The sequence below is a fragment of the Halomonas sp. M4R1S46 genome (assembly GCF_025725685.1).
Lineage (GTDB): Bacteria > Pseudomonadota > Gammaproteobacteria > Pseudomonadales > Halomonadaceae > Halomonas.
Map to the genome: position 1 here is coordinate 963,031 of NZ_CP107008.1, position 24,198 is coordinate 987,228.

Consider the following 24,198-nt stretch of genomic DNA (forward strand, 5'->3'; position numbering starts at 1 on the left):
CGCCTCCGCTCGCCCCGGCCGCTCACGCAGCCGGGGCGAGCCCGTTCCGGGCCGGGGGTCAGCTTGCCGGCGGGGCCTGGCGCGCGGGGGAGTCGGCGAAGATCAGGCTGACCAGGGTGTCCCCCCGCCTCGGGGTCAGGCCGCCCTCGGCGGTGGCCAGGCGCACCCGGCCGGATGGACCGATGCACAGCAGCGGCAGCCAGCGATTGCCGTGGGCGTTGCGCTGCTCCTCAAGCCGTGTCTTCTCGCTGAAGCGCAGGCGCTGTACTTCGCCCCCCTCGGCGACCAGCCGGGACAGCTTGGCGAAGGTCACGTCGCGACCGAACAGCAGCGGCAGGTGGTCCAGGGCCTGGCCGTGGGGACGGTTGGCGCGGCGTCCCTCATCGACGGCCAGCCGGAAGACCCGGTCGCGGCCCAGCAGGTGCTCGAAGTGCAGCGCCGCCAGGTCGTTGAGTTCGCGGTAGGGGGAGAGCGGCAGCAGGTAGCCGATGCCGCTGAGCTCCAGGTGCTGGGCGGCATGCTCCGAGAGCGGGTCGCCGTAGTAGGTGGTCAGGCCCGCCCGCTGGGCGAGCTGGATGGCGTCCCAGCTGCTGTCGGCCAGCACCACGCTGACCCCGGCCGCCTGCAGCTGGCAGCCTACCTCGCGTGCCACTTGGTTGGCGCCGATGATCAGCACGCCGTCGGGGGAGGGGCGCTGTACCCCCAGCCAGTGGGCCAGGGGCCGCGACAGCAGGCTCTGACTCACCACGGTGCTGATGATCACCAGGAAGGTGACCGGCACCAGCATCTCGGCACCGGCCACGCCGATCTCCTCGAGGCGCAGGGCGAACAGCGAGGCCGTGGCCGCCGCGACGATTCCCCGGGGCGAGATGAAGGCCAGCAGCGCCTTCTCGCGTAGCTCCAGGCGACTTCCCAGGGTGCACAGCCACACCGCCAGCGGGCGGGCGACCCCCACCAGCACGGCGAGGAAGGCCCAGGCCGGCCAGCCCAGCAGCGCCAGCTGCTCCACCGTCAGCCGCGCGGCGAGCAGGATGAACAGCCCCGAGATCAGCAGCACCGACAGGGTTTCCTTGAACTCGATGATCGGCCGGGTCGGCACGCCCCGCATGTTGGCCAGCCAGGCGCCCATCACCGTCACGGTCAGCAGCCCCGACTCGTGGAACAGCAGGTTGGACAGCGAAAACAGCGCCAGCATCATCATCAGGGTGCCGAAGCTGTGCAACTGGCGGGGCAGCCAGTAGCGGCGCAGTACCTGGCCCCACAGGTGGCCGCCGGCGATGCCCAGCCCGAAGCCGATCAGCGCGGTCTTGCCGAACAGCAGCAGGGTCTGGGTGGCGGCCTCGCTGCCCGAGCCCAGGGCCACGAACTCGTAGACCAGCACCGCGCCGATCGCGCCCACCGGGTCGATCAGGATGCCCTCCCAGCGCAGGATCTGGGTGAGATGCTCCCGGGCGCGCAGGGTCTGCAGCATCGGCAGGATCACCGTGGGACCGGTGACCACCAGCAGCGCCCCCAGCACGCTGGCCATCTCCCAGGACAGCGCCAGCAGGTAGTGTGCCGAGACGGTGGCGATCACCCCGGTGATCAGGGCGCCCCCCGTCACCAGGCGGCGCACGGTCTGGCCATGCCCGCCCAGTTCCCGGAAGTTCAACGTCAGGCTGCCCTCGAAGAGGATCACCGCCACCGCCAGGGAGACCAGCGGGAACAGCAGGTCGCCGAACAGCGCATCGGGGTCGAGCAGCCCGGTGACCGGCCCCGCGGCGATGCCGGCCACCAGCAACATCAGGATCGCCGGCAGCTTCAGCTGCCAGGCGAGCCATTGGCAGATCAGCGCCAGCAGGCCGATCGCCGCCAGGTCGAGGCCGGCATGCTCCATCGTCGTCGCGCTCCGTTGGATGAAAGGGCGCGAAGCCTAGCGCCGCCGGCCGTCACATGCAATCCATGGGCGCGATGAAGGATGTCCATGCCGATTTCAGCGCTGCCACCACCACAGGATCAGCGAGAGCACCGCACTGATCAGCAGCATGGTGGTGAGGGGGAAGTGGATGGTGGTGTTGCCGCGGCGGATCAGGATGTCGCCCGGCAGGTGCCCGAGGGGCAGCCTGCCGAGCCAGGGCCAGAGGACTCCGGCGGCGACCAGCAGCAGGCCGATAAGGATCAGGGGCTTCGACATCTCGCCTCCTTCTTGCCGGGGCTGTTCAGGCGACCGTTCCCGGGATGCCGGACCATCGAGGAGGCGCTGTGAACCCTTCCCTGGGCGCTACCGACGCCCTGCGGCGCTCTCGCGTCCGGCTCCGCTTGCAGGGCCGGTGCTGGCCATCCCTGGCCAGCCCGTTCGGAGCCGTGCTCCTCACCCCTGGCGTAGGACCTCCTCTGTGAACAGTCGCCTGCGCCCCTGTGGTGTGCCGTGTCTAACTGTTCAGCCGGCCCGGCGCATCGCCTCCAGCAGGCCCTGCAGCGGATGGGGCAGGGCGGTATCCGAGAGCCGCCGGGCCTGGCTGCGGCAGGAATAGCCGCTGGCCAGCAGGCGGTCGGCATTGCTCGGGTCCTCCACCCGCGGCTGCCAGGACTGGGCGTAGATGGTCGCCGAGGTGTCGCGGTTGCGCGCCTCGTGGCCATAGGTGCCGGACATCCCGCAGCAGCCCGTGGCCAGCACCTCGAGCTCGAGGCCGAAGGCGGCGAATACTTGCTGCCAGGCCTTGGGCGTGCCCGGGGCGTTGGTCGTCTCGGTGCAGTGGGCGAGCAGCCGATAGCCCGGGTCGTCGAGGTCGAGGCCCGCCGGTGCCAGGGCCGGCGCCCGCTCGACCAGCCACTCCGGCAGCAGTTGGACCTCGGGCACGGCCGTCTCGCCCAGTGCCTTCACGTATTCCTGGCGGTAGGTCAGGGTCATCGCCGGGTCGATGCCGACCAGCGGCACCCCGAAGGCGGCCAGGGTCTCGAGCCGCTTCGCCTGCTTCGCCGCGGTGCGCTCGAAGGCGCCGAGGAAGCCCTGGACGTGCAGCGGCTTGCCGTTGGGGGCGAAGGGCGCGACGAACACTCGCACCTCGAGGCGCTCGAGCAGCTCGACGACGTCCATCACCAGCTTGGACTCGAAGTAGCTGGTGAAGGCGTCCTGCACCAGCACCACGCTGCGTGCCTTCTGGGCCTCGCTGAGCCGGCCGAGCGTGGTCGGCGTGGCCGGGGCCACGCCCCAGGCGGCGAGCTGCTTGTCGAGGCGGGCCCGGGACAGCCGGGGGCTGTCGACCATGCCGATGGGCCCGGCCAGCAGGCGATCCACCAGGCGGCTGCCCAGGGCGGCGTTGTAGAGCGGCGCCACGGGAGCGAGATACGGCACCATGAACTCCAGCCCGCCGATCAGGTAGTCGCGCACGGGACGCAGGTAGCGGCCGTGGTAGACCTCCAGGAACTGCGAGCGGAAGGTCGGCACGTTGACCTTCACCGGGCACTGGCCGGCGCAGGACTTGCAGGCCAGGCAGCCGGCCATGGCGTCGTAGACCTCGTGGGAGAAGTCGGCCGCGCCGCGGCGCCGGGCCAGGGTGTTCTTCAGTTTCCCGGGGAAGGCCTTGACGGCCCCCCAGGCGCCCTCGGCCCGCTGCTGCCTGGCCGCCTCGACCACGTCGACGCCGGCATGGCCCTGCAGGCGCAGCCATTCGCGCATCAGGCTGGCGCGGCCCTTGGGCGAGTGGACGCGCTCGCGGGTGGCCTTCCAGGACGGGCACATGGCGTCATTCGGGTCGTAGTTGTAGCAGGCGCCGTTGCCGTTGCAGTAGACGGCGTCGCCGTGGGCCTGCCAGACCCGCTCGTCGATCTGGCGGTCGAGCTGGCCGCGGGTCGGCACGCCATCGATGGTCAGCAGCCCCGGATCGACCCACTTGACCGGCTGTTCCTCGGTGGCCTGTTCCGTGGCGGCGTCGGGCGGGCCAAGGGCGCCGACCCTGGTGGATGGGGCTATATCGGGGGCAGGCCTCCGCGAAGGCGCTGTGAACCCCTCCCTGGGCGCTACATTTGCCATCCCTGGCAAATGACCTTCGCTGCGACCTGCCCTCGATGCCCCCTCGTCGGAGAGGGTCTGGATAGGCGCGCTATAGGGCGTCGCGATCTTGCCCGGATTGAGCTGGTTATGCGGGTCGAAGGCGGCCTTGAGCCGCTGCAGGCTGGGGTAGAGCGGGCCGAAGAAGGCCGGGGCGTACTCGGAGCGCACGCCCTTGCCGTGCTCGCCCCACAGCAGGCCGCCGTACTTCTGCGTCAGCGCGGCGACCGCGTCGGAGATCTCGCGGATCATCCGCTCGTCGGCCGGGTCCTTCATGTCCAGCGCCGGTCGCACGTGGAGCACCCCGGCGTCGACGTGGCCGAACATGCCGTAGGCCAGGCCGCGGGCGTCGAGCAGGGCGCGGAACTCGGCGATGTAGTCGGCCAGGTGTTCCGGCGGTACCGCGGTGTCCTCGACGAAGGGCAGCGGGCGCTTCTCGCCCTGGACGTTGCCGAGCAGGCCCACGGCGCGCTTGCGCATGCCGTAGACCCGGGCGATCGCCTCGCGGCCCACGGCCTGGGTAGCGCCCAGGCGTTCGACGCTGGCGTCGTCTTCCAGGTGACGGCAGAAGGCGGCGACCCGCTCGGCCAGGCGCGCGGGGTCGTCGTCGTTGAACTCGACCAGGTTGATGCCGTGGGTCGGGGTCTCGCCGGTCTCCGGGAAGAACTCGGCGACGCTGTCCCAGACGAAGTCCCGCTGGGCCAGGCCCAGCACCGTGTCGTCCACCGTCTCGATGGAGGTCGGCGCCGCACGGCTCGCCATCAGCGCCTTGGCGTCGCGCAGGGCGTCCATGAAGCCGGCGTAGCGCACGTTGACCAGGGTCGAGTGTTTCGGGATCGGCAGCACGTTGAGCACCGCCTCGCTGGTCAAGGCCAGCGACCCCTCGGCGCCGCACAGCACGCTGTTGAGGTCGAACCTGCCGTCCGCGGTGCGCAGGTGGGCGAGGTCGTAGCCGGTCAGGCAGCGGTTGAGCGGCGGGAAGGTCTCGCGGATGCGCTCGCGCTCGCGGTCGATGATCTCGCGGGCCACCCGGTGCACCCGGCCCACGGCGTCGTCGCGCACACACAGGGCGTCGAGCTCGGCCTCGTCCACCGGCCGGGTGGTCAGGCGCTCGCCGCCGAGCAGCACGCTGTCGAGCTCGAGGACGTGATCGCGGGTCTTGCCGTACTCGCAGCTGCCCTGGCCGCTGGCATCGGTGGCGATCATGCCGCCGAGGGTCGCGCGGTTGGAGGTGGAGAGCTCCGGGGCGAAGAACAGCCCGTGGGGCTCGAGCGCGGCGTTGAGCTGGTCCTTGACCACCCCGGCCTGGACGCGCACCCGACGCGCCTCGACGTCGATGTCGAGGATGGCGGTCATGTGCCGGGAGACATCGACCACCAGGCCATCGGTGAGCGACTGGCCGTTGGTGCCGGTGCCGCCGCCGCGTGGCGCCAGCACCACCCGGCGGAAGGCCTCGCGGCCGGCCAGCCGGGCGATCCGTTCCAGGTCGGCCACGCCCCGGGGATAGAGCACCGCCTGGGGCAGGCGCTGGTAGAGGGAGTTGTCGGTGGCCAGGACCGTGCGGTTGGCGTAGTCCGGGGCGATCTCGCCCTCGAAGCCGGCGTCCGCCAGGGCCTCGAGGAAGCGCAGATAGGGGGCGTCGGCTTGTCCGTGGGGGGGCGCGTGTGCGGTGTCCAGTCGTGCGATCATGGTATCGGGTCGGTCGCTGTCGCTGCCGTGGGGCGGGCAGGGGGAGAAGGAGGCCCCTACTGTACCCCGAGACGGCCATGAGGCGCATCCCGGCGCCGCCGGCACGCATAGCACCGGGGCGGGCTTTTGCCTACAATGAGCGCCCTGCTTTCACCGATACCGACGGACAGGATTCCATGCTCGATCCCAAACTGCTGCGCAGCGACCTCGACGGGGTCGCCCAACGACTGGCCAAGCGAGGCTTCGTGCTCGATATCGAGCGTCTGGCCGCCCTGGAGTCCCGGCGCCGGGAGCTACAGGCCGAGACCGAACGCCTGCAGAACGAGCGCAATACCCGCTCCAGGGCCATCGGCAAGGCCAAGGCCGCGGGCGAGGACATCCAGCCCCTGCTCGACGAGGTCAGCGACCTGGGCGAGCGGCTGGACGCCGCCAAGGCGCGCCTCGCCGAGGTGCAGGCGGAGTGGGACGAGCAGGTCAGCGGCCTGCCCAACCTGCCGCACGAGAGCGTTCCCCAGGGCGACAGCGAGGACGACAACGTCGAGCTGCATCGCTGGGGCACGCCCCGTCGGCCGGACTTCGCGGTCCGGGATCACGTGGACCTGGGCGCGCTCACCGGGCAGCTCGACTTCGATCTGGCCGCCAAGCTGACCGGTGCTCGCTTTGCGGTGATGCGCGGTAGCGTCGCTCGGCTGCACCGGGCGCTGACCCAGTTCATGCTCGACAAGCAGACCCTCGAGCATGGCTACGAGGAGTGCTACGTCCCCTACATGGTGAACGACGACTCGCTGTACGGTACCGGTCAGTTGCCGAAGTTCGGCGAGGACCTGTTCCGGCTGGAGGACGAGCGCGGCTATCGCCTGATCCCCACCGCCGAGGTGCCGCTGACCAACTTCGTCCGGGACGAGATCCTCGACTTCAAGGCGTTGCCGATGCGCCTGACCGCCCATACGCCCTGCTTTCGCAGCGAGGCTGGCTCCCATGGCCGGGATACCCGAGGCATGATCCGTCAGCACCAGTTCGACAAGGTCGAGATGGTCCAGCTGGTCGATCCGGCGACCAGCTACGATACCCTGGAGGAGATGCGCGGCCACGCCGAGGCGATCCTGCAGGCCCTGGACCTGCCCTATCGGGTGGTGACCCTGTGTACCGGTGACATGGGCTTCGGGGCGGCCAAGACCTACGACCTGGAGGTCTGGCTGCCGAGCCAGGAGACCTATCGGGAGATCTCCTCGATCTCCAACTGCGAGGACTTCCAGGCGCGGCGCATGCAGGCGCGTTTCCGCCATCCGGAGCAGAAGAAGCCCCAACTGCTGCACACGCTGAACGGTTCCGGCCTGGCGGTGGGGCGCTGCCTGATCGCGGTGATGGAGAACCACCAGAACGCCGACGGCTCGATCCGCGTGCCCGAGGCGCTGCGGCCCTATATGGGTGGGGTCGACACCGTTAACGTCTGACCCGGCTTCGCCCGGAAGGACGCGGCTGCGTCGCTCGAAGAGCAAAGAGCGGCGCTTCGCCTGGAAGCTGAAAGAAAAAACAACCCCGCCGGGACTCCCGGTGGGGTTGTGTCGTTGAGGGCCAGTGAAATGCTGGCTCACTCTTCACTCTTCACTCTTCACTCTTCACTCTTCACTCTTCTCGTCTTCGATCTCCCAGCTGACATTGACCGCGGCGTCGATGGTCAGGGTGCCGGGACGGTACTCGGCCGCGCCGCCGCTCTCCCGGGCATCGGCGCTCATGGCCATCATGCGTGGCTGGAACACCGGGGCCTGCTGCTCGCTCACCGTGCGCACCGGCCCCAGTGCGACGCCCAGGGTCTCGGCCATCAGCCCGGCCTTGTGACGGGCACGCTGCAGGGCCTTGGTCAGGGCCTCGTCGGTGGCCGCCTCGCGGTCGGCGAGGTCATAGGTCACGCCATCCAGGGCGTTGACGCCGGCCTCGGTGAGGGCGTCGAGGATCGTCGGCAGGCGTTCGAGGTCATTGACCTCGACCTCGAAGGGGCGCTCGAGGCGGGTCCGGACCAGCGGCGTCGGTTCGCCCTCCTTGCCGGTCCGGTCATGCAGGACCTCGGGCTGGACCCGCAGCGAGCCGGCCTGGATGGCCTCGCGCTCGAGCCCGGCCGCCTCGAGGGTGCGGATCAGGGTGGCGGCCCGTTCCTCGAGCCGGCGGCGCGCCTCGGTCAGGGCCTCGGGGTCGGTGCGGGTATCGTCGCGCTGGGCAATGGATGGGGTGCGCTCCCACAGTCGTGCGCTCAGGGTCGCCTGGTCCGGCACCACCTGGAGCTCGGCCTGGGCCTGGACGTCCAGGCGAGGTGGGGGCGGGGCGTCGGCGGCGGCCGCCATCGGTGGGGCGGTGAGGAGCAGGGCGGCGAGCAGGCTGCCGGGCAGGCGGGTACGGAGGCGTGACAGGGGCATGGCGCTTTCCTTTTCGCGATGGAGGTGTCGGCTTGGAGCGACGCGGCCCGGCAGGGTTCCCCGGCCGGCCACGGCGAGCGATGCTTGTGCAATGGTTGCACGATCCATCCCGCCGCCGAGGGGCGTCGCGTTGTACCCTGAGCCGTCAGGCGGCATCATGATAACACCCTGAACCGGCGGAGCAGGCGGGCATGGCGAGACCCGAGGACGATTCCCAGAGCAGCATCCCCTTGAACCTGACCCTGGCACTCGCTGCTCTGGTGATCATCGTCGCGGGGATGCGAGCCGGCGCCAGCCTGCTGGTGCCCCTGCTGCTGTCGCTGTTCATCGCGGTGGTCTGCACCGCCCCGGTCCACTGGCTGCATCGCCTGGGCGTGGGCCTGCGCCTGTCGGTGTGGCTGACCCTGATCGTGATCGGCGGCCTGCTGTCGCTGCTCGGGCTGCTGCTGGTCAACAGCTTCGGCACCTTCATCGATGCCCTGCCGGGCATCGAGCAGAAGCTCTACGAGTACTACCTCGGCGTGCTCGACAGCCTGGCCGGCCTGGGGCTGGCCATCGATACCGATCGACTGGGCGAGCTGCTGCAGTCCGAGCAGTTCGGTAACTGGATTCCCACCCTGATCGGCCAGGTCGGCAACCTGATGATGCAGAGCGTGGTGGTGGCCCTGCTGGTCATGTTCCTGCTGTTCGAGACGCTAAACTTCCGCGAAAAGGTCTCCCGGGCGCTGGCCAATCCCGCCCCCAGCCTGCGCCGCTTCAGCGAGTTCAGCCTGACGCTGAAGCGCTACCTGGCGGTGAAGACACTGATCAGCCTGGCCACCGGGGCCCTGATCTGGCTGTCCTGCAAGCTGGTCGGGGTGGAGTTCCCGCTGCTCTGGGCGGTGCTGGCCTTCGCCCTGAACTATATCCCCAACATCGGTTCGGCCATCGCCGCGATTCCCCCGGTGCTGCTACTGCTGGTCTCGCCGGATGGCGGCCTGTTCAAGGCGCTGGTGCTCTCCGGGGCCTACCTTGGGGTCAACTTCGTGCTGGGCAACCTGCTCGAGCCGCGGGTGATGGGACGGGCCCTGGGCCTGTCCACCTTCGTGGCGTTTCTCTCGCTGGTCGTCTGGGGCTGGATCTTCGGCGCGGTGGGGATGCTGCTCTCGGTGGTGTTGACCATGACGCTCAAGATCGCCCTGGATAGCCATCCCCAGACGCGCTGGATCGCCCACCTGCTGGGGCCGGGCACTGCCCCCCTGGAAAAGGCCGACAGGCCGCCTCTGGAACGCGAGAACGAGGAGTGAGCCGGCCCACCAGCGACGACGCCCCGACCAATGGTCGGGGCGTGACGGGCGTGATCGGCCTCCGTCGACTCAGGCGTTCTGGTCGATGAACTGGCTCAGTTGGGACTTGGACTGGGCGCCGACCAGGGAAGCGACCTTGGCGCCGGACTTGAACAGCATCACGGTGGGCACGCCGCGCACCCCCTGTTCGGCGGCGATTTCCGGGGCGTCATCCACGTTGATGCTGACGATCTTGAGGTTGCCTTCGCGTTCCTCGGCGACCTCGTCGACCACCGGTGCCATGACCTTGCAGGGGCCGCACCAGGGGGCCCAGAACTTCAGCAGGACCGGAGTGTCGGCGTTGAGGACTTCCTGCTCGAAGTTGGCATTGGTGACATCGACGTTATTGGCCATGGGATTCTCCAGTTACTACGTTGCGCTGCATCGCGCGGATGGTCAGGCATGAATGCATGCTTGGTCGCCCGATGTTAGCGGGCGACCCACTTGCTGGCAAATCCCCGTGCGGCCTCGACGGCCGGCCCGGGAGGTGTGTGGGAGCGTCCATGATATGCTATAAAGTAATCATGGAACATATTCTTATTGCCCAATGGTCTTTTAATCCCGCCACAGCCAGGGGGAGGGAGCGGTCATGAAGCTCCAGCAGCTGAGGTATATCTGGGAAGTCTCGCGTCACAATCTCAATGTTTCGGCCACCGCCCAGAGCCTCTTTACCTCCCAGCCCGGCATCTCCAAGCAGATTCGTCTGCTGGAGGATGAACTAGGGGTCGAGATCTTCGCACGCAGCGGAAAGCACCTGACCCGGGTCACGCCGGCGGGGCAGGCGATCATCGATCTCGCCGGCCAGGTACTGCGGCTCACCGAGAACATCAAGCACGTCGCCCAGGAGCACAGTGACGAGCGGCGCGGCAGCCTGTCCATCGCCACCACCCATACCCAGGCGCGCTATGCGCTGCCACCGGTGATTCGCGAGTTCACCCGCAAGTACCCCGACGTGGCGCTGCACATGCAGCAGGGCACGCCGCGGCAGATCGCCCAGATGGTCAGCGAGGGGCAGGCCGACTTTGCCATCGCCACCGAGTCCCTGGAGCTGTTCACCGACCTGGTGCTGCTGCCCTGCTATCGCTGGAATCGCTGCGTGCTGGTCCCCCAGGGGCATCCCCTGGCCGAGATGCCGATCCTCACCCTGGAGGCCCTGGCCGGGTATCCGCTGGTGACCTATGTCTTCGGCTTCACCGGTCGCTCCCAGCTCGACGACGCCTTCCGGGCCCACGGTTTCAGCCCCAATGTGGTGCTGACGGCGGCGGATGCCGATGTCATCAAGACCTATGTGCGCCTCGGCATGGGGGTGGGGATCGTCGCCCACATGGCCGTGGACCCCGAGCTGGACACCGATCTGGTGGCCCTGGACGCCAGCCATCTCTTCGAGAGTTCCACCACCAAGATCGGCATCCGTCGCGGGACCTTCATGCGCGGCTACATGTACGACTTCCTGCAGGGCTTCGCCGATCACCTGGAGCGGGACCTGGTGGATGCCGCCCTGGCGGCCGGCCCGCGCCACGAACAGGGCCTGTTCCAGGGTATCGAGCTGCCCGTCCGCTGAGACGCCTCCGGCCTTGGCCTCAACGAAAAACGCCATCGCCCGTCCGAGCAGGACGGGCGATGGCGTTCCGGGGCGTCTCAGTGCTGGAGATGCAGCCCGCATTCCCGCTTCGCTTCCACCTTGGTGGGATCGAAGTAGTCGAACTCGTTCGGCAGGTCGTGGGCCTGCAGGTACTGGTAGAGGTCGCGTGCGTTCCAGTGCAGTAGCGGCGCGACCTTGAGCAGGCCGTCGGCGTTGCGAGAGACGGCGTCCATGCGGGCCCGTTCCGGGGTGTCTTCGGCGCGCAGGGCGGTGAACCAGACGTCCGGTGCCATTTCGCGCAGCGCCCGGCCGAAGGGCTCGAGCTTCACTTCCTCGGTGAAGGCCGCGTGGCGCGGGTCGTCGATGCCCGGCATGGGACCGTCGACCGCCTCGCGATGGGCCCGGGTGCGGCGCGGGATGTAACTGATCAGGTTGAGGTCGAGGCGCTTCACCAGGTCGTCGGCATAGCGGTAGGTGGCCTCGGTGTTGTAGCCGTGGTCCATCCACACGATGGGAATGTCCGGCCGTTGCCGCGCCACCATGTGCAGGATGACCGCCTCGAAGGGGCGGAAGTTGGTGGTGCAGATCGGCCGGCTGCCCTGTTCCAGGGCCCAGCGAATCAGGGCCTCGGGATCCTGGCCCAGGTCACGGTTGATGGCGTCGAGTTGCGGCTCCATGAGCGCCTCCCAGAAAGGTGTTTCGGTGGCGCTACACTAGCAGAGCCCGAGTGAGCGGCCCCAATACCGATTGATTGGATGTTTATGCCGCTAAGTATTAACAGGCAGCTTTCGTTATTCCATGAAGGCTTATCCCCCGGCAAGCTGTCATGCCGGATCCATCACGCTGCGGGGGCGTGCCGTGTGGGCGACGCTCTCCTCGACCGCTGGGTCGATCGTCAGGCCGGGTCGCCAAGTGCCGCCATCAGGTGACGGATCTTGTCCAGGGTCTCGGCATACTCGTCCTCCCCCCGGGAATCGGCGACCAGGCCGCCGCCGCCCCACAGGTGCAGACGGCCCCGGTCGGCCACGGCGGTGCGAATGGCGATGGAGGTGTCCATGTGGCCTCTCACGTCCACATAGCCGAGGCTGCCGCAGTAGGCGCTGCGGGCCGAGGGCTCGAGCTCGTCGATGATCTGCATGGCGCGCACCTTGGGCGCGCCGGTGATCGAGCCGCCGGGAAAGGCGGCGGCCAGCAGGTCCAGGGGGGAGTGGCGCTCGTCCAGCTCGCCGGTCACCACGCTGACCAGGTGATGCACGTTGGCGTAGCTCTCCAGGCCGCACAGCTGCGGGACCCGCACGCTGCCGGGGCGGCACACCCGGCCCAGGTCGTTGCGCAGCAGGTCGACGATCATCACGTTCTCGGCGCGATCCTTGACGCTGGCGGCGAGCGCCTCGGCGAGCCGGCGATCCTCCGCCGGGGATTGGCCGCGGGGGCGGGTGCCCTTGATCGGCCGGGTCTCGACCCGTCCCCGCGCGCAATGCAGGAAGCGCTCGGGAGACAGCGACAGGATGGCGTGATCGTCCCAGGCGATGAAGCCCGAGAAGGGCGTCGGGGTGGCCCGGCGCAGGCGACGGTAGGCCGACCAGAGATCGCCCCGGTAGGGAGCGCTGAAGCGTTGGGCGAGATTGATCTGATAGCAGTCGCCCTCGCGGATATAGCGCTGGACGGCGTCGAAGCGCGCCAGATAGTCCTCCCGGGACAGCTCGGGAAGGAAGTCGCCGGTCAGGCGGAAGCTCCCGCTCGCCGGGGGCGGTGCCGCCAGCCAGCCAAGCACCTGGTCGCGGCGCTCGGCGGTCGCCACCAGCCAGGCCTCGCGGCGCTGGTGATCCAGGATCACGGCCCAGTCGTAGAGGCCGACGCGGCTGGCCGGGAGGTCGGCGACCGGTGTCGCCCGGCCGGGCACCGGCTCCAGGCAGCGGCCGAGATCATAGCTCCAGAACCCGATCAGGCCGCCGAGGAAGGGCAGGTCGCTGTCCGGCACCTCGCCGCCCAGGCGGTCGAGCAGGGCCTGCTGGGCGGCGAAGGGCGTGAGGCCGTCCGGCAGGGCGGCATCCCCGTGGACCCGTCCCCGGCCATCGATGTCCAGCACGCTCAAGGGGTCGCTGGAGAGGATGTCGTAGCGGCCGCCGGGGGCGACCGGCCGGCCACTGTCGAGCAGCACGGCCGCCGGGCGATGGCGCAGGGCCGCGAACAGGTCCAGGGGGTCTTCCCGATAGCTCAGGGGGGTGATCTCGAGTGGTGATGTCATCAATGGCGCCTTCCCTCAACAGGCGCCACATTCTAGGCGCCGCGGCGGGGTTTGTCGCCGGTGGCAGGGTAGCGGGCCCGACGCCGGGTCAACGCAGTCCGACTATTGTCGACAGCCTGCCTAGCAACTGCTTGGTTGTTTACAACCAAAGGGGGAGAGGGTCGGGCCGGATGGCATATTGACCCGAGGGATGGCACTGTCTACAGTTTCCTCAATCCACTAATTGTCGACAATTGCCATGACGAACGCCCTGACCGAATCTGCCACCCCCCCCGAGGTCCGCACCCTGGCGGAACGGGTCTTCCAGCAGCTCCAGGATGCCATTGTCCGGGGCGAGCTGGCACCGGGCAGCAAGATCACCGAACCGGGCCTGTCCCGGAGCTACGGCATCTCACGCGGGCCGCTTCGCGAGGCGATGCGTCGCCTGGAGGCGCACCGGCTGATCGAGCGCGTGCCCCATGTGGGGGCCCGGGTGGTCAAGCTGTCGATGAAGGAACTGCTCGAACTGTTCGATGTGCGTGAGGCGCTGGAGAGCATGGCCGCGCGACTGGCCGCCGAGCACATGAGTGCCGAGGAGATCGACGGTCTGCGGGAGGTACTGGCGGTCCACGAGCGTCAGGCCGACCTGTGCCGCGGCGAGGCGTATTACCAGCGCGAGGGTGACCTGGACTTCCATTACCGCATCGTCCAGGGCAGTCACAACAAGATGCTGATGGGCATGCTGTGTGACGACCTTTACTACCTGGTGAGGCTGTATCGCACCCAGTTCAGCGCCAGCGGTACCCGTCCCCAGCGCGCCTTCGTCGAGCACCATCGCATCGTCGATGCCATCGAGGCCGGGGACGCCGAACTCGCCGAACTGCTGATGCGTCGCCATGTCAGCGCCTCCCGGGAGAATGTCGTCGAACGCTACGCCGCCTCCCTCAAACAGGACCAGGAGGCGTCCACCTGAGGACGCCCCGCCGACCCACCGGAGAGACCCCATGACCCGACTCACGCCCGGCGCCCGTTTCCGTGCCGCCCTCGAGGCCAACCGGCCGCTGCCCATCGTCGGCACCATCAACGCCTACACCGCCATGATGGCCGAGCGGGTCGGCCATCGGGCCATCTACCTGTCCGGCGGCGGCGTGGCCAATGCCTCCTTCGGCCTGCCCGACCTGGGCATGACCACCATGAACGATGTGGTCGAGGACGCCCACCGCATCTGCGGGGCCACCGAGGTGCCGCTGCTGGTGGACATCGACACCGGCTGGGGCGGCGCCTTCAACATTGCCCGCACCGTCAAGGAGATGCAGCGGGCCGGCGTGGCCGCGGTGCACCTGGAGGATCAGGTCGCCCAGAAGCGCTGCGGGCATCGCCCCAACAAGGCGATCGTCTCCCAGGGCGAGATGGTGGACCGCGTCAAGGCCGCCGCCGATGCGCGCCTCGACCCGGACTTCTACCTGATCGCCCGCACCGACGCCTTCCAGAAGGAAGGGCTGGAGGCCGCCATCGAACGCGCCAACGCCTGCCTCGAGGCCGGCGCCGACGCCATCTTCGCCGAGGCCGTCCACACCCTGGATGACTACCGGGCCTTCTGCGAGCGCCTCGAGGCGCCGATCCTGGCCAACATCACCGAGTTCGGCGCCACGCCGCTATTCAGCCAGGACGAACTGGCCGAGGTGGGCTGCCGCATGGTGCTCTATCCGCTGTCTGCCTTCCGCGCCATGAACGCGGCGGCACTGAAGGTCTACCAGAGCATCCAGGAGCAGGGTCACCAGCGCGACGTGGTGGAACTGATGCAGACCCGCGACGAGCTCTACGACTTCCTCAACTACCACGACTTCGAGCGCAAGCTCGATGCCCTGTTCGCCGAGCAGGGTGACGACCGGTAAGCGCTCACCCATAACAAGCACATAACAGGAGACACACCATGACAGATAACCCCGTCAGCAGCACCGGCCTGCGCGGCCAGAGCGCCGGCTCCACGGCCCTGTGCACCGTGGGCAAGACCGGCGCCGGCCTGACCTACCGCGGCTATGACATCAAGGAGCTGGCCGAGAAGGCACGCTTCGAGGAAGTGGCCTACCTGCTGCTCAAGGGCAAGCTGCCCAATCAGGCCGAGCTGGATGCCTATGTCACCAAGCTCAAGGGCCTGCGCGGCCTGCCGCCGGCACTCAAGAGTGTGCTCGAGCAGATCCCGGCCGATGCCCACCCCATGGACGTGATGCGCACCGGTGCCTCCATGCTCGGCAACCTGGAGACCGAGCAGAGCTTCGAGGAGCAGCAGGACGTCTCCGACCGGCTGCTGGCGGTGCTGCCCTCGATCATCTGCTACTGGTATCGCTTCACCCACGACGGCGTGCGTATCGAGACCGAGACCGACGACGACTCGGTGGGCGGCCACTTCCTGCACCTGCTGCGGGATGCGCCGGCCTCCGAGCTGCATGCCCGGGTGATGAACGTCTCGCTGATCCTCTATGCCGAGCACGAGTTCAACGCCTCGACCTTCACCGCCCGCGTCTGCGCCTCGACCCTCTCCGACATGCACTCCTGCGTGACCGGCGCCATTGGTTCCCTGCGCGGTCCGCTGCACGGCGGCGCCAACGAGGCGGCCATGGCGATGATCGAGAACTGGCAGTCGCCCGACGAGGCCGAGCGCGAGATCCTCGGCATGCTCTCCCGCCGCGAGAAGATCATGGGCTTCGGGCACGCCATCTACCGCGACTCCGACCCGCGCAATGCCATCATCAAGCACTGGTCGAAGCGGCTCGCCGAGGACGTCGGCGATAGCGTGCTCTATCCGGTCTCCGAGCGCGTCGAGGCGGTGATGTGGCGCGAGAAGAAACTGTTCAGCAACGCCGACTTCTTCCATGCCAGCGCCTACCACTTCATGGACATTCCCACCAAGCTGTTCACGCCGATCTTCGTCTGCTCGCGTGTCACCGGCTGGTGTGCCCATGTCTTCGAGCAGCGCGAGAACAACCGCATCATTCGTCCGAGCGCCGACTACGTCGGTCCGGAGCACAGCGAATGGGTGCCGCTCGAGCAACGCGACTGACGTTTCCGCCCGCGACGGGCCGGGGACAAGGCGAAGCGAGGGTCCTTTGCCAGGGGGGGAGGCGGAAAACGAAGAACATCCAGTGAATGTTCTTCCCGCCGAACGGGTTGGCCATGGATGGCCAACCCGTGACCTGCAAGCGGCGCGGGATGCAAAAGCGCCGCAGGGCAAGGGTCGCGCCCAGGGAAGGGGCCACAGCGCCCTCGCGAAGGCTTGTCGCGCTTCATCAGCCGAGTCCTGAAAGGAGCTCCTGCTGCCCCTCGCTTCACTTCCCTCCGCTCACCACCCGATGGTTGCCACGCCATGAATACCGAATACCGCAAGCCCCTGCCCGGCACCGGGCTGGACTACTTCGATACCCGCGAGGCGGTCGAGGCGCTCCGCCCCGGCGCCTACGACACCCTGACCTACACCGCCCGCGTGCTGGCCGAACAACTGGTGCGCCGCTGCGAGCCGGGCCTGCGCGACGCCGCCCTCAGGCAGATCATCGACGGCAAGCGTGACCTGGACTTCCCCTGGTATCCGGCCCGAGTGGTCTGCCACGACATCCTCGGCCAGACGGCGCTGGTCGACCTGGCCGGCCTGCGTGACGCCATCGCCGAGCGCGGCGGCGACCCGGCCAAGGTCAACCCGGTGGTGCCGACCCAACTGATCGTCGACCACTCCCTGTCGGTCGAGTACTCCGGCTTCGAGAAGGACGCCTTCGAGAAGAACCGGGCGGTGGAGGATCGCCGCAACGAGGATCGCTTCCACTTCATCGAGTGGACGAAGACGGCGTTCGAGAATGTCGACGTCATCCCCGCCGGCAACGGCATCATGCACCAGATCAACCTGGAGAAGATGTCGCCGGTGGTGCAGGCCCGCCCCGATGAGGCGGGAAAGCGCGTGGCCTTCCCGGATACCTGTGTGGGCACCGACAGCCATACTCCGCATATCGACTGCCTGGGAGTGATCGCCATCGGCGTGGGCGGCCTCGAGGCGGAGACCGTGATGCTGGGGCGCCCCTCGATGATGCGCCTGCCCGACATCGTCGGCGTCAGGCTGAGCGGCCAGCGCCGGCCCGGCATCACCGCCACCGATATCGTGCTGGCGATCACCGAGTTCCTGCGTCGCGAGCGGGTGGTGGGGGCCTATCTCGAGTTCTTCGGCGAGGGGGCCGCGAGCCTGACCATCGGTGACCGGGCCACCATCTCCAACATGACCCCGGAGTACGGGGCGACGGCGGCGATGTTCTACATTGATGACCAGACCCTCGACTACCTGAAGATCACCGGCCGCGAGCCGGAGCAGGTGGAACTGGTCGAGACCTATGCCAAGCAAGCCGGCCTGTGGGCCGACGACCTGGCCGGCGCCCAGTACGAGCGGGTACTGGAGTTCGATCTCTCCACCGTGGAGCGCAACCTGGCCGGTCCCTCCAACCCGCACCGCCGCCTGCCCACCAGTGCCCTGCACGATCGCGGCATCGCCGTCGACTACGACAAGGCCCAGGCGGAAGAGCAAGCGGGCAAGATGCCCGACGGCGCGGTGATCATCGCCGCCATCACCAGCTGCACCAACACCTCCAACCCGCGCAACGTGGTGGCTGCGGGCCTGCTGGCCAAGAAGGCCAACGCACTGGGGCTCGTGCGCAAGCCCTGGGTGAAGTCCTCCTTCGCCCCGGGCTCCAAGGTGGCGCGTCTCTACCTGGAGGAGGCCGGCTTGCTGCCCGAACTGGAGGCGCTCGGCTTCGGCATCGTGGCCTATGCCTGCACCACCTGCAACGGCATGTCCGGTGCCCTGGATCCGACGATCCAGCAGGAGATCATCGACCGCGACCTCTATTCCACCGCGGTGCTCTCCGGCAACCGCAACTTCGACGGCCGCATCCATCCCCATGCCAAGCAGGCCTTCCTGGCCTCGCCGCCGCTGGTGGTGGCCTATGCTATTGCCGGTACCGTGCGCTTCGATATCGAGAAGGACGTGCTGGGTACCGACCCTGACGGCCACCCGGTGACGCTCAAGGACCTGTGGCCCTCCGACGAGGAGATCGATGCCATCGTCGCCGAGCACGTCAAGCCGGAGCAGTTCCAGCAGGTGTATATCCCGATGTTCGACCTGGATGCGGCGGAACGGGCCGAGAGTCCGCTCTACGACTGGCGCCCGCAGAGCACCTATATCCGTCGCCCGCCCTACTGGGAAGGCAACATGTCGGCCGAGCGCGCGCTGAAGGGCATGCGACCGCTGGCGATCCTGCCGGACAACATCACCACCGACCACCTGTCACCGTCCAACGCCATCATGGCCGACAGCGCCGCCGGCGAGTACCTGGCGAAGATGGGCCTGCCGGAGGAGGACTTCAACTCCTACGCCACCCACCGCGGCGACCATCTCACCGCCCTGCGGGCCACCCTGGCCAACCCCAAGCTGTTCAACGAGATGGTGCGGGACGAGGCGGGCGAGGTGATCCAGGGCTCGCTGGCGCGCATCGAGCCGGAAGGCACAGTGACCCGCATGTGGGAGGCCATCGAGACCTACATGGAGCGCGGCCAGCCCTTGATCGTCATCGCCGGGGCCGACTACGGCCAGGGCTCGTCGCGGGACTGGGCAGCCAAGGGCGTGGCGCTGGCGGGCGTGGAGGCCATCGTCGCCGAGGGCTTCGAGCGCATCCACCGCACCAACCTGATCGGCATGGGCGTGATGCCCATTCAGTTCCAGGCGGGCACCACCCGCCACACCCTGGAGCTGGACGGCACCGAGACCTATGACGTGGTAGGCACGCCCGACCCCGGCGCCACGCTGACCCTGGTGATCCACCGCAAGAGCGGTGACACCCAGCGCGTGCCGGTGATCTGCCGCCTGGATACCGCCGAGGAGGTCTCCATCTACTCCGCAGGCGGCGTGCTGCAGCGCTTCGCCCAGGACTTTCTCGAATCCAGCGAGGTCGCCTGAGGAGGCCACATGACCCATCAACCCCAGATCCAGGTGCCGGCCACCTACATGCGCGGCGGGACCAGCAAGGGCGTGTTCTTTCGCCTGGAGGACCTGCCCGAGGCCGCCCGCGTGCCGGGGCCGGTTCGCGATGCCCTGCTGCTGCGGGTGATCGGCAGCCCCGATCCCTATCAGAAGCAGATCGACGGCATGGGCGGGGCCACCTCGAGCACCAGCAAGACGGTGATCCTGTCGAAAAGCGACAGCCCCGACCACGATGTCGATTACCTGTTCGGCCAGGTGTCCATCGACACGCCCTTCGTCGACTGGAGCGGCAACTGCGGCAACCTCTCGGCGGCGGTGGGGCCCTTCGCCATCAGCAACGGCCTGGTCGATGACGCGCGCATCCCGCGCAACGGCATCGCCGAGGTGCGTATCTGGCAGGCCAACATCGGCAAGACCATCATCGGCCGGGTGCCCATCACCGAGGGGGCCGTCCAGGAGACCGGGGACTTCGAGCTCGACGGCGTGACCTTCCCCGCGGCGGAGGTGTCGGTCGCGTTCATGGACCCGGCCGACGGCGAGGGGGCGATGTTCCCCACCGGCCGCATCGTCGACGAGCTCGAGGTGCCGGGCATAGGGACCCTGCCGGCGACCCTGATCAGCGCCGGCATCCCGACCATCTTCGTCAATGCCGCGGACATCGGCTACACGGGCACCGAACTGCAGGAGGCCATCAACGGCGACGCCGCGGCGCTGGCCCGCTTCGAGGCGATCCGCGCCCACGGCGCGGTGCGCATGGGGCTGATCGGCCATGTCGACGAGGCCGCCAGTCGCCAGCACACCCCGAAGGTCGCCTTCGTCGCCCCGCCGACCGACTACCTGGCCTCCAGCGGCAGGACGATCGCGGCCGATGAGGTGGACCTGCTGGTGCGGGCCCTGTCCATGGGCAAGCTGCACCACGCCATGATGGGTACGGCGGCCGTCGCCATCAGTGCGGCCGCGGCCGTGCCGGGGACCCTGGTCAACCTGGCCGCCGGCGGTGGCGAGCGTACGGCGGTACGCTTCGGTCATCCCTCCGGCACCCTGCGGGTCGGTGCCGAGGCCCGCCAGGTCGATGGCCAATGGACCGCCACCAAGGCGATCATGAGCCGCAGCGCCCGGGTGCTGATGGAAGGCTGGGTGCGCGTGCCCGGGGAGGTGGTGGCAGGCTGAGGCGCATGGCCTGGCGGCAGGGGCGCCCGGCGCCGATACTGCCGGTAGGGCAGGCGGGAGGCCGTGACGGGATCGCCCCGGGCGGTCCGGCTCCCGCGGGTGATGCAGCGCGAGAGGAGGCCAGTGGATGAGTGCAACTGTCGAACGCAATGTGCGACCGGACTACGACAGCGAGCTACAGGAGATCGCCGACTATGTTCTCGGCTTCACGACCGACAGCGGCGAGGCCCTGGACACCGCTCGCCACTGCCTGATGGATACCCTGGGCTGTGGCCTGCTGGCGCTGCGCTTCCCCGAGTGCACCAAGCACCTGGGACCCCTGGTGGAGGGCACCGTCGTGCCCCATGGGGCGCGGGTGCCGGGCACCTCCTTCCGCCTGGACCCGGTCAAGGCGGCCTGGGATATCGGGGCCATCGTCCGCTGGCTCGACTACAACGACACCTGGCTGGCCGCCGAGTGGGGGCATCCCTCCGACAATCTCGGCGCCATCCTCGCCGTGGCCGACCATCTCTCCCAGCAGCGTGTCGCCCGGGGCGAGGTACCGCTGACCATGCGCGAGGTGCTCGAGGCCATGATCATGGCCCACGAGATCCAGGGTGTGCTGGCGCTCGAGAACTCCTTCAACCGGGTCGGTCTCGATCACGTGGTGCTGGTCAAGGTGGCCTCCACCGCCGTGGCCGCCAGGCTGATGGGCGCCGGCCGCGAGCAGCTGCTCTCCGCCCTGTCTCATGCCTGGGTCGATGGCCAGAGCCTGCGCACCTATCGCCACGCGCCCAATGCCGGCTCCCGCAAGAGCTGGGCGGCGGGGGACGCGACGTCTCGCGGCGTGCGACTGGCCGACATCGCCCTGCGCGGCGAGATGGGCATCCCCGGCGCGCTATCGGCGCCCCAGTGGGGCTTCTACGATGTGCTCTTCAGCCACACCAACAAGGACCTGGCCACCAAGCCGGAAGAGGAGCGACGGTTCACCTTCCAGCGGGCGTTCGGCAGCTACGTGATGGAGAACGTGCTGTTCAAGCTCTCCTTTCCCGCCGAGTTCCACGCCCAGACCGCCTGCGAGGCGGCCGTGACCCTGCACCCGCAGGTGAAGGATCGCCTCGACGAGGTCGATCGCATCGTGCTGACCACCCACGAGTCCGCGATCCGCATCATCTCCAAGGAGGGGGATCTGGCCAATCCGGCCGACCGTGACCACTGCCTGCAGTACATGACCGCAGTGCCGCTGATCTTCGGCAGCCTGACCGCCGAGCATTACGAGGATGCCTTCCATGCGGCCCATCCGCGGATCGACGCCCTGCGCGGCAAGATGGAGGTCGTCGAGGATGAGCGCTATTCCCGGGACTACCATGATCCCGACAAGCGCTCGATCGCCAACGCCATCCAGGTGTTCTTCCAGGACGGCAGCGCCACCGACCGGGTGGCGGTCGAATACCCGATCGGCCATCGCCGACGGCGGGACGAGGGGATCCCGGTGCTCGAGGAGAAGTTCCGGCACAACCTGGCCACCCGCTTTCCGCGCGCGCGCTGCGAGACCATCTTCGCGCTGTGCAAGGACCAGGCGCGCCTGGAGGCAACCGCAGTGCACCGGTTCGTCGATCTCTTCGTTATCTGAAACCCCGAGGCCCTACTGGCGGGGCGCTTGGTGGCCGGGCGAGCGGACTATGCCCAAAGCGTTTCGACATTACTCATCTCATAACCAACGGGTCTTGGTCGGGGGCGAGGGACTGGTCTATAGTTTTTTGATGCGAGGGGCTTGCGCCGCCCACGGAGAATCCGTAAAGTACGCATCCGCTGCTGGCGACGGGCAACGTTGCAGGCGGTGATGAGTGGCAGAAGTGCTTGTTTCTTCAAGGGTTTTTGAAAAGACTCGGTTGACAGGTTCGCCGGAAACGGTAGAATGCACACCACTCGATCGGCAGTCACTCCACGACGGAATGACGCTTCGGTCGCCCGGATCGCTTCCTCGGAAGCCGTCGAAAAGGGCTTGACGCGAAACGCCGATCACGTAGAATACGCCTTCCTTGCAGGGCGCCGGGCCAGACGGCACGGCAACGCAAGATGCTCTTTAACAATCGATCAGGTAATTCATGTGGGCGCTTGTCGAGATGTCGGTGACCAGTCACTGAATATCAAGGCAAGCGACTCGTCAAATGAGACGTTTGAACCTTGAGCCAAGTTTGGTGCACTCAATGCACTATCAAGCTTTGAAACTGAAGAGTTTGATCATGGCTCAGATTGAACGCTGGCGGCAGGCCTAACACATGCAAGTCGAGCGGAAACGATGGAAGCTTGCTTCCAGGCGTCGAGCGGCGGACGGGTGAGTAATGCATAGGAATCTGCCCGGTAGTGGGGGATAACCTGAGGAAACTCAGGCTAATACCGCATACGCCCTACGGGGGAAAGCAGGGGCTCTTCGGACCTTGCGCTATCGGATGAGCCTATGTCGGATTAGCTGGTTGGTGAGGTAATGGCTCACCAAGGCGACGATCCGTAGCTGGTCTGAGAGGATGATCAGCCACATCGGGACTGAGACACGGCCCGAACTCCTACGGGAGGCAGCAGTGGGGAATATTGGACAATGGGCGAAAGCCTGATCCAGCCATGCCGCGTGTGTGAAGAAGGCCCTCGGGTTGTAAAGCACTTTCAGTGAGGAAGAACGCCTTCGGGTTAATACCCCGGAGGAAGGACATCACTCACAGAAGAAGCACCGGCTAACTCCGTGCCAGCAGCCGCGGTAATACGGAGGGTGCGAGCGTTAATCGGAATTACTGGGCGTAAAGCGCGCGTAGGCGGCGTGATAAGCCGGTTGTGAAAGCCCCGGGCTCAACCTGGGAACGGCATCCGGAACTGTCAGGCTAGAGTGCAGGAGAGGAAGGTAGAATTCCCGGTGTAGCGGTGAAATGCGTAGAGATCGGGAGGAATACCAGTGGCGAAGGCGGCCTTCTGGACTGACACTGACGCTGAGGTGCGAAAGCGTGGGTAGCAAACAGGATTAGATACCCTGGTAGTCCACGCCGTAAACGATGTCGACTAGCCGTTGGGGTCCTTGAGACCTTTGTGGCGCAGTTAACGCGATAAGTCGACCGCCTGGGGAGTACGGCCGCAAGGTTAAAACTCAAATGAATTGACGGGGGCCCGCACAAGCGGTGGAGCATGTGGTTTAATTCGATGCAACGCGAAGAACCTTACCTACCCTTGACATCGTGCGAACTTGGTAGAGATACCTTGGTGCCTTCGGGAGCGCACAGACAGGTGCTGCATGGCTGTCGTCAGCTCGTGTTGTGAAATGTTGGGTTAAGTCCCGTAACGAGCGCAACCCTTGTCCCTATTTGCCAGCGATTCGGTCGGGAACTCTAGGGAGACTGCCGGTGACAAACCGGAGGAAGGTGGGGACGACGTCAAGTCATCATGGCCCTTACGGGTAGGGCTACACACGTGCTACAATGGCCGGTACAATGGGTTGCAAAGCCGCGAGGTGGAGCTAATCCCATAAAGCCGGTCTCAGTCCGGATCGGAGTCTGCAACTCGACTCCGTGAAGTCGGAATCGCTAGTAATCGTGAATCAGAATGTCACGGTGAATACGTTCCCGGGCCTTGTACACACCGCCCGTCACACCATGGGAGTGGACTGCACCAGAAGTGGTTAGCCTAACTTCGGAGGGCGATCACCACGGTGTGGTTCATGACTGGGGTGAAGTCGTAACAAGGTAGCCGTAGGGGAACCTGCGGCTGGATCACCTCCTTAATCGAC

Annotated in this window: 16 protein-coding genes and 1 rRNA gene; 10 read left to right on the forward strand and 7 right to left on the reverse strand. The window is 67.4% G+C overall.

Translation table 11 applies throughout. From position 1 onward, the window contains the following. Positions 1–58: 58 nt before the first annotated feature. The 3 genes from OCT48_RS04585 to OCT48_RS04595 form a co-directional block, all read right to left on the reverse strand. The gene (locus OCT48_RS04585; protein ID WP_263591550.1) at positions 59–1,876 is read right to left on the reverse strand and encodes a cation:proton antiporter; all 1,818 of its coding nucleotides are present in this window, start codon (positions 1,874–1,876) and stop codon (positions 59–61) included. Positions 1,877–1,972: 96 nt separating this feature from the next. Next, positions 1,973–2,173 (reverse strand): DUF2905 domain-containing protein, encoded by a 201-nt coding sequence (locus OCT48_RS04590; RefSeq protein WP_263591551.1) that lies wholly within the window; start codon positions 2,171–2,173, stop codon positions 1,973–1,975. Positions 2,174–2,419: 246 nt separating this feature from the next. Beyond that, a complete protein-coding gene (locus tag OCT48_RS04595; RefSeq protein WP_263591552.1) occupies positions 2,420–5,719 on the reverse strand; it encodes an FAD-binding and (Fe-S)-binding domain-containing protein in 3,300 nt (1,099 codons plus the stop codon). Positions 5,720–5,895: 176 nt separating this feature from the next. Between OCT48_RS04595 and serS the strand changes: the two genes are divergently transcribed. Beyond that, positions 5,896–7,173: a serine--tRNA ligase gene (gene serS / locus OCT48_RS04600; protein ID WP_263591553.1), complete on the forward strand. Its 1,278-nt coding sequence runs from the start codon at positions 5,896–5,898 to the stop codon at positions 7,171–7,173. 165 nt (positions 7,174–7,338) lie between these two features. On the opposite strand, the gene OCT48_RS04605 is transcribed toward serS, so the two are convergent. Then, positions 7,339–8,130 carry an SIMPL domain-containing protein gene (locus OCT48_RS04605; RefSeq protein WP_263591554.1) on the reverse strand — a complete coding sequence of 264 codons (792 nt, stop codon included), beginning with the start codon at positions 8,128–8,130 and terminating at the stop codon, positions 7,339–7,341. 191 nt (positions 8,131–8,321) lie between these two features. Here OCT48_RS04605 and OCT48_RS04610 point away from each other — a divergent pair, with 191 nt between their 5' ends. Further along, positions 8,322–9,416 (forward strand): AI-2E family transporter, encoded by a 1,095-nt coding sequence (locus OCT48_RS04610; RefSeq protein WP_263591555.1) that lies wholly within the window; start codon positions 8,322–8,324, stop codon positions 9,414–9,416. 69 nt (positions 9,417–9,485) lie between these two features. Here OCT48_RS04610 and trxA read toward each other — a convergent pair whose 3' ends face one another. Further along, positions 9,486–9,809 (reverse strand): thioredoxin, encoded by a 324-nt coding sequence (trxA, locus tag OCT48_RS04615; RefSeq protein WP_263591556.1) that lies wholly within the window; start codon positions 9,807–9,809, stop codon positions 9,486–9,488. A 235-nt stretch (positions 9,810–10,044) separates the two neighbouring features. Here trxA and cysB point away from each other — a divergent pair, with 235 nt between their 5' ends. After that, entirely contained in the window at positions 10,045–11,016 is a 972-nt protein-coding gene (gene cysB / locus OCT48_RS04620; protein ID WP_263591557.1) for an HTH-type transcriptional regulator CysB, read from the forward strand. A 77-nt stretch (positions 11,017–11,093) separates the two neighbouring features. On the opposite strand, the gene OCT48_RS04625 is transcribed toward cysB, so the two are convergent. Both OCT48_RS04625 and pabB read right to left on the reverse strand, forming a co-directional pair. Then, the gene (locus tag OCT48_RS04625; protein WP_263591558.1) at positions 11,094–11,714 is read right to left on the reverse strand and encodes a phosphoadenosine phosphosulfate reductase family protein; all 621 of its coding nucleotides are present in this window, start codon (positions 11,712–11,714) and stop codon (positions 11,094–11,096) included. A 218-nt stretch (positions 11,715–11,932) separates the two neighbouring features. Further along, positions 11,933–13,285: an aminodeoxychorismate synthase component I gene (pabB, locus tag OCT48_RS04630; protein WP_263591559.1), complete on the reverse strand. Its 1,353-nt coding sequence runs from the start codon at positions 13,283–13,285 to the stop codon at positions 11,933–11,935. 238 nt (positions 13,286–13,523) lie between these two features. On the opposite strand from pabB, the gene OCT48_RS04635 reads away from it, so the two are divergent. The 7 genes from OCT48_RS04635 to OCT48_RS04665 all read left to right on the forward strand — a co-directional run bounded on the left by OCT48_RS04635 (position 13,524) and on the right by OCT48_RS04665 (position 24,192). Continuing rightward, positions 13,524–14,237, forward strand: a complete 714-nt coding sequence (locus tag OCT48_RS04635; protein WP_263591560.1) for a GntR family transcriptional regulator — start codon at positions 13,524–13,526, stop codon at positions 14,235–14,237. Between the two features lie 31 nt (positions 14,238–14,268). After that, positions 14,269–15,159 (forward strand): methylisocitrate lyase, encoded by an 891-nt coding sequence (gene prpB / locus OCT48_RS04640; RefSeq protein WP_263591561.1) that lies wholly within the window; start codon positions 14,269–14,271, stop codon positions 15,157–15,159. A gap of 38 nt (positions 15,160–15,197) precedes the next feature. Next, the gene (gene prpC, locus OCT48_RS04645) at positions 15,198–16,325 is read left to right on the forward strand and encodes a 2-methylcitrate synthase (RefSeq protein WP_263591562.1); all 1,128 of its coding nucleotides are present in this window, start codon (positions 15,198–15,200) and stop codon (positions 16,323–16,325) included. 303 nt (positions 16,326–16,628) lie between these two features. Then, positions 16,629–19,253 carry a Fe/S-dependent 2-methylisocitrate dehydratase AcnD gene (gene acnD, locus OCT48_RS04650; RefSeq protein ID WP_263591563.1) on the forward strand — a complete coding sequence of 875 codons (2,625 nt, stop codon included), beginning with the start codon at positions 16,629–16,631 and terminating at the stop codon, positions 19,251–19,253. A gap of 9 nt (positions 19,254–19,262) precedes the next feature. Next, entirely contained in the window at positions 19,263–20,447 is a 1,185-nt protein-coding gene (prpF, locus tag OCT48_RS04655) for a 2-methylaconitate cis-trans isomerase PrpF (RefSeq protein ID WP_263591564.1), read from the forward strand. Between the two features lie 127 nt (positions 20,448–20,574). Next, positions 20,575–22,059, forward strand: a complete 1,485-nt coding sequence (prpD, locus tag OCT48_RS04660; protein ID WP_263591565.1) for a 2-methylcitrate dehydratase — start codon at positions 20,575–20,577, stop codon at positions 22,057–22,059. 595 nt (positions 22,060–22,654) lie between these two features. Next, positions 22,655–24,192 (forward strand): 16S ribosomal RNA (locus tag OCT48_RS04665). The last annotated feature ends 6 nt before the right edge of the window (positions 24,193–24,198 follow it).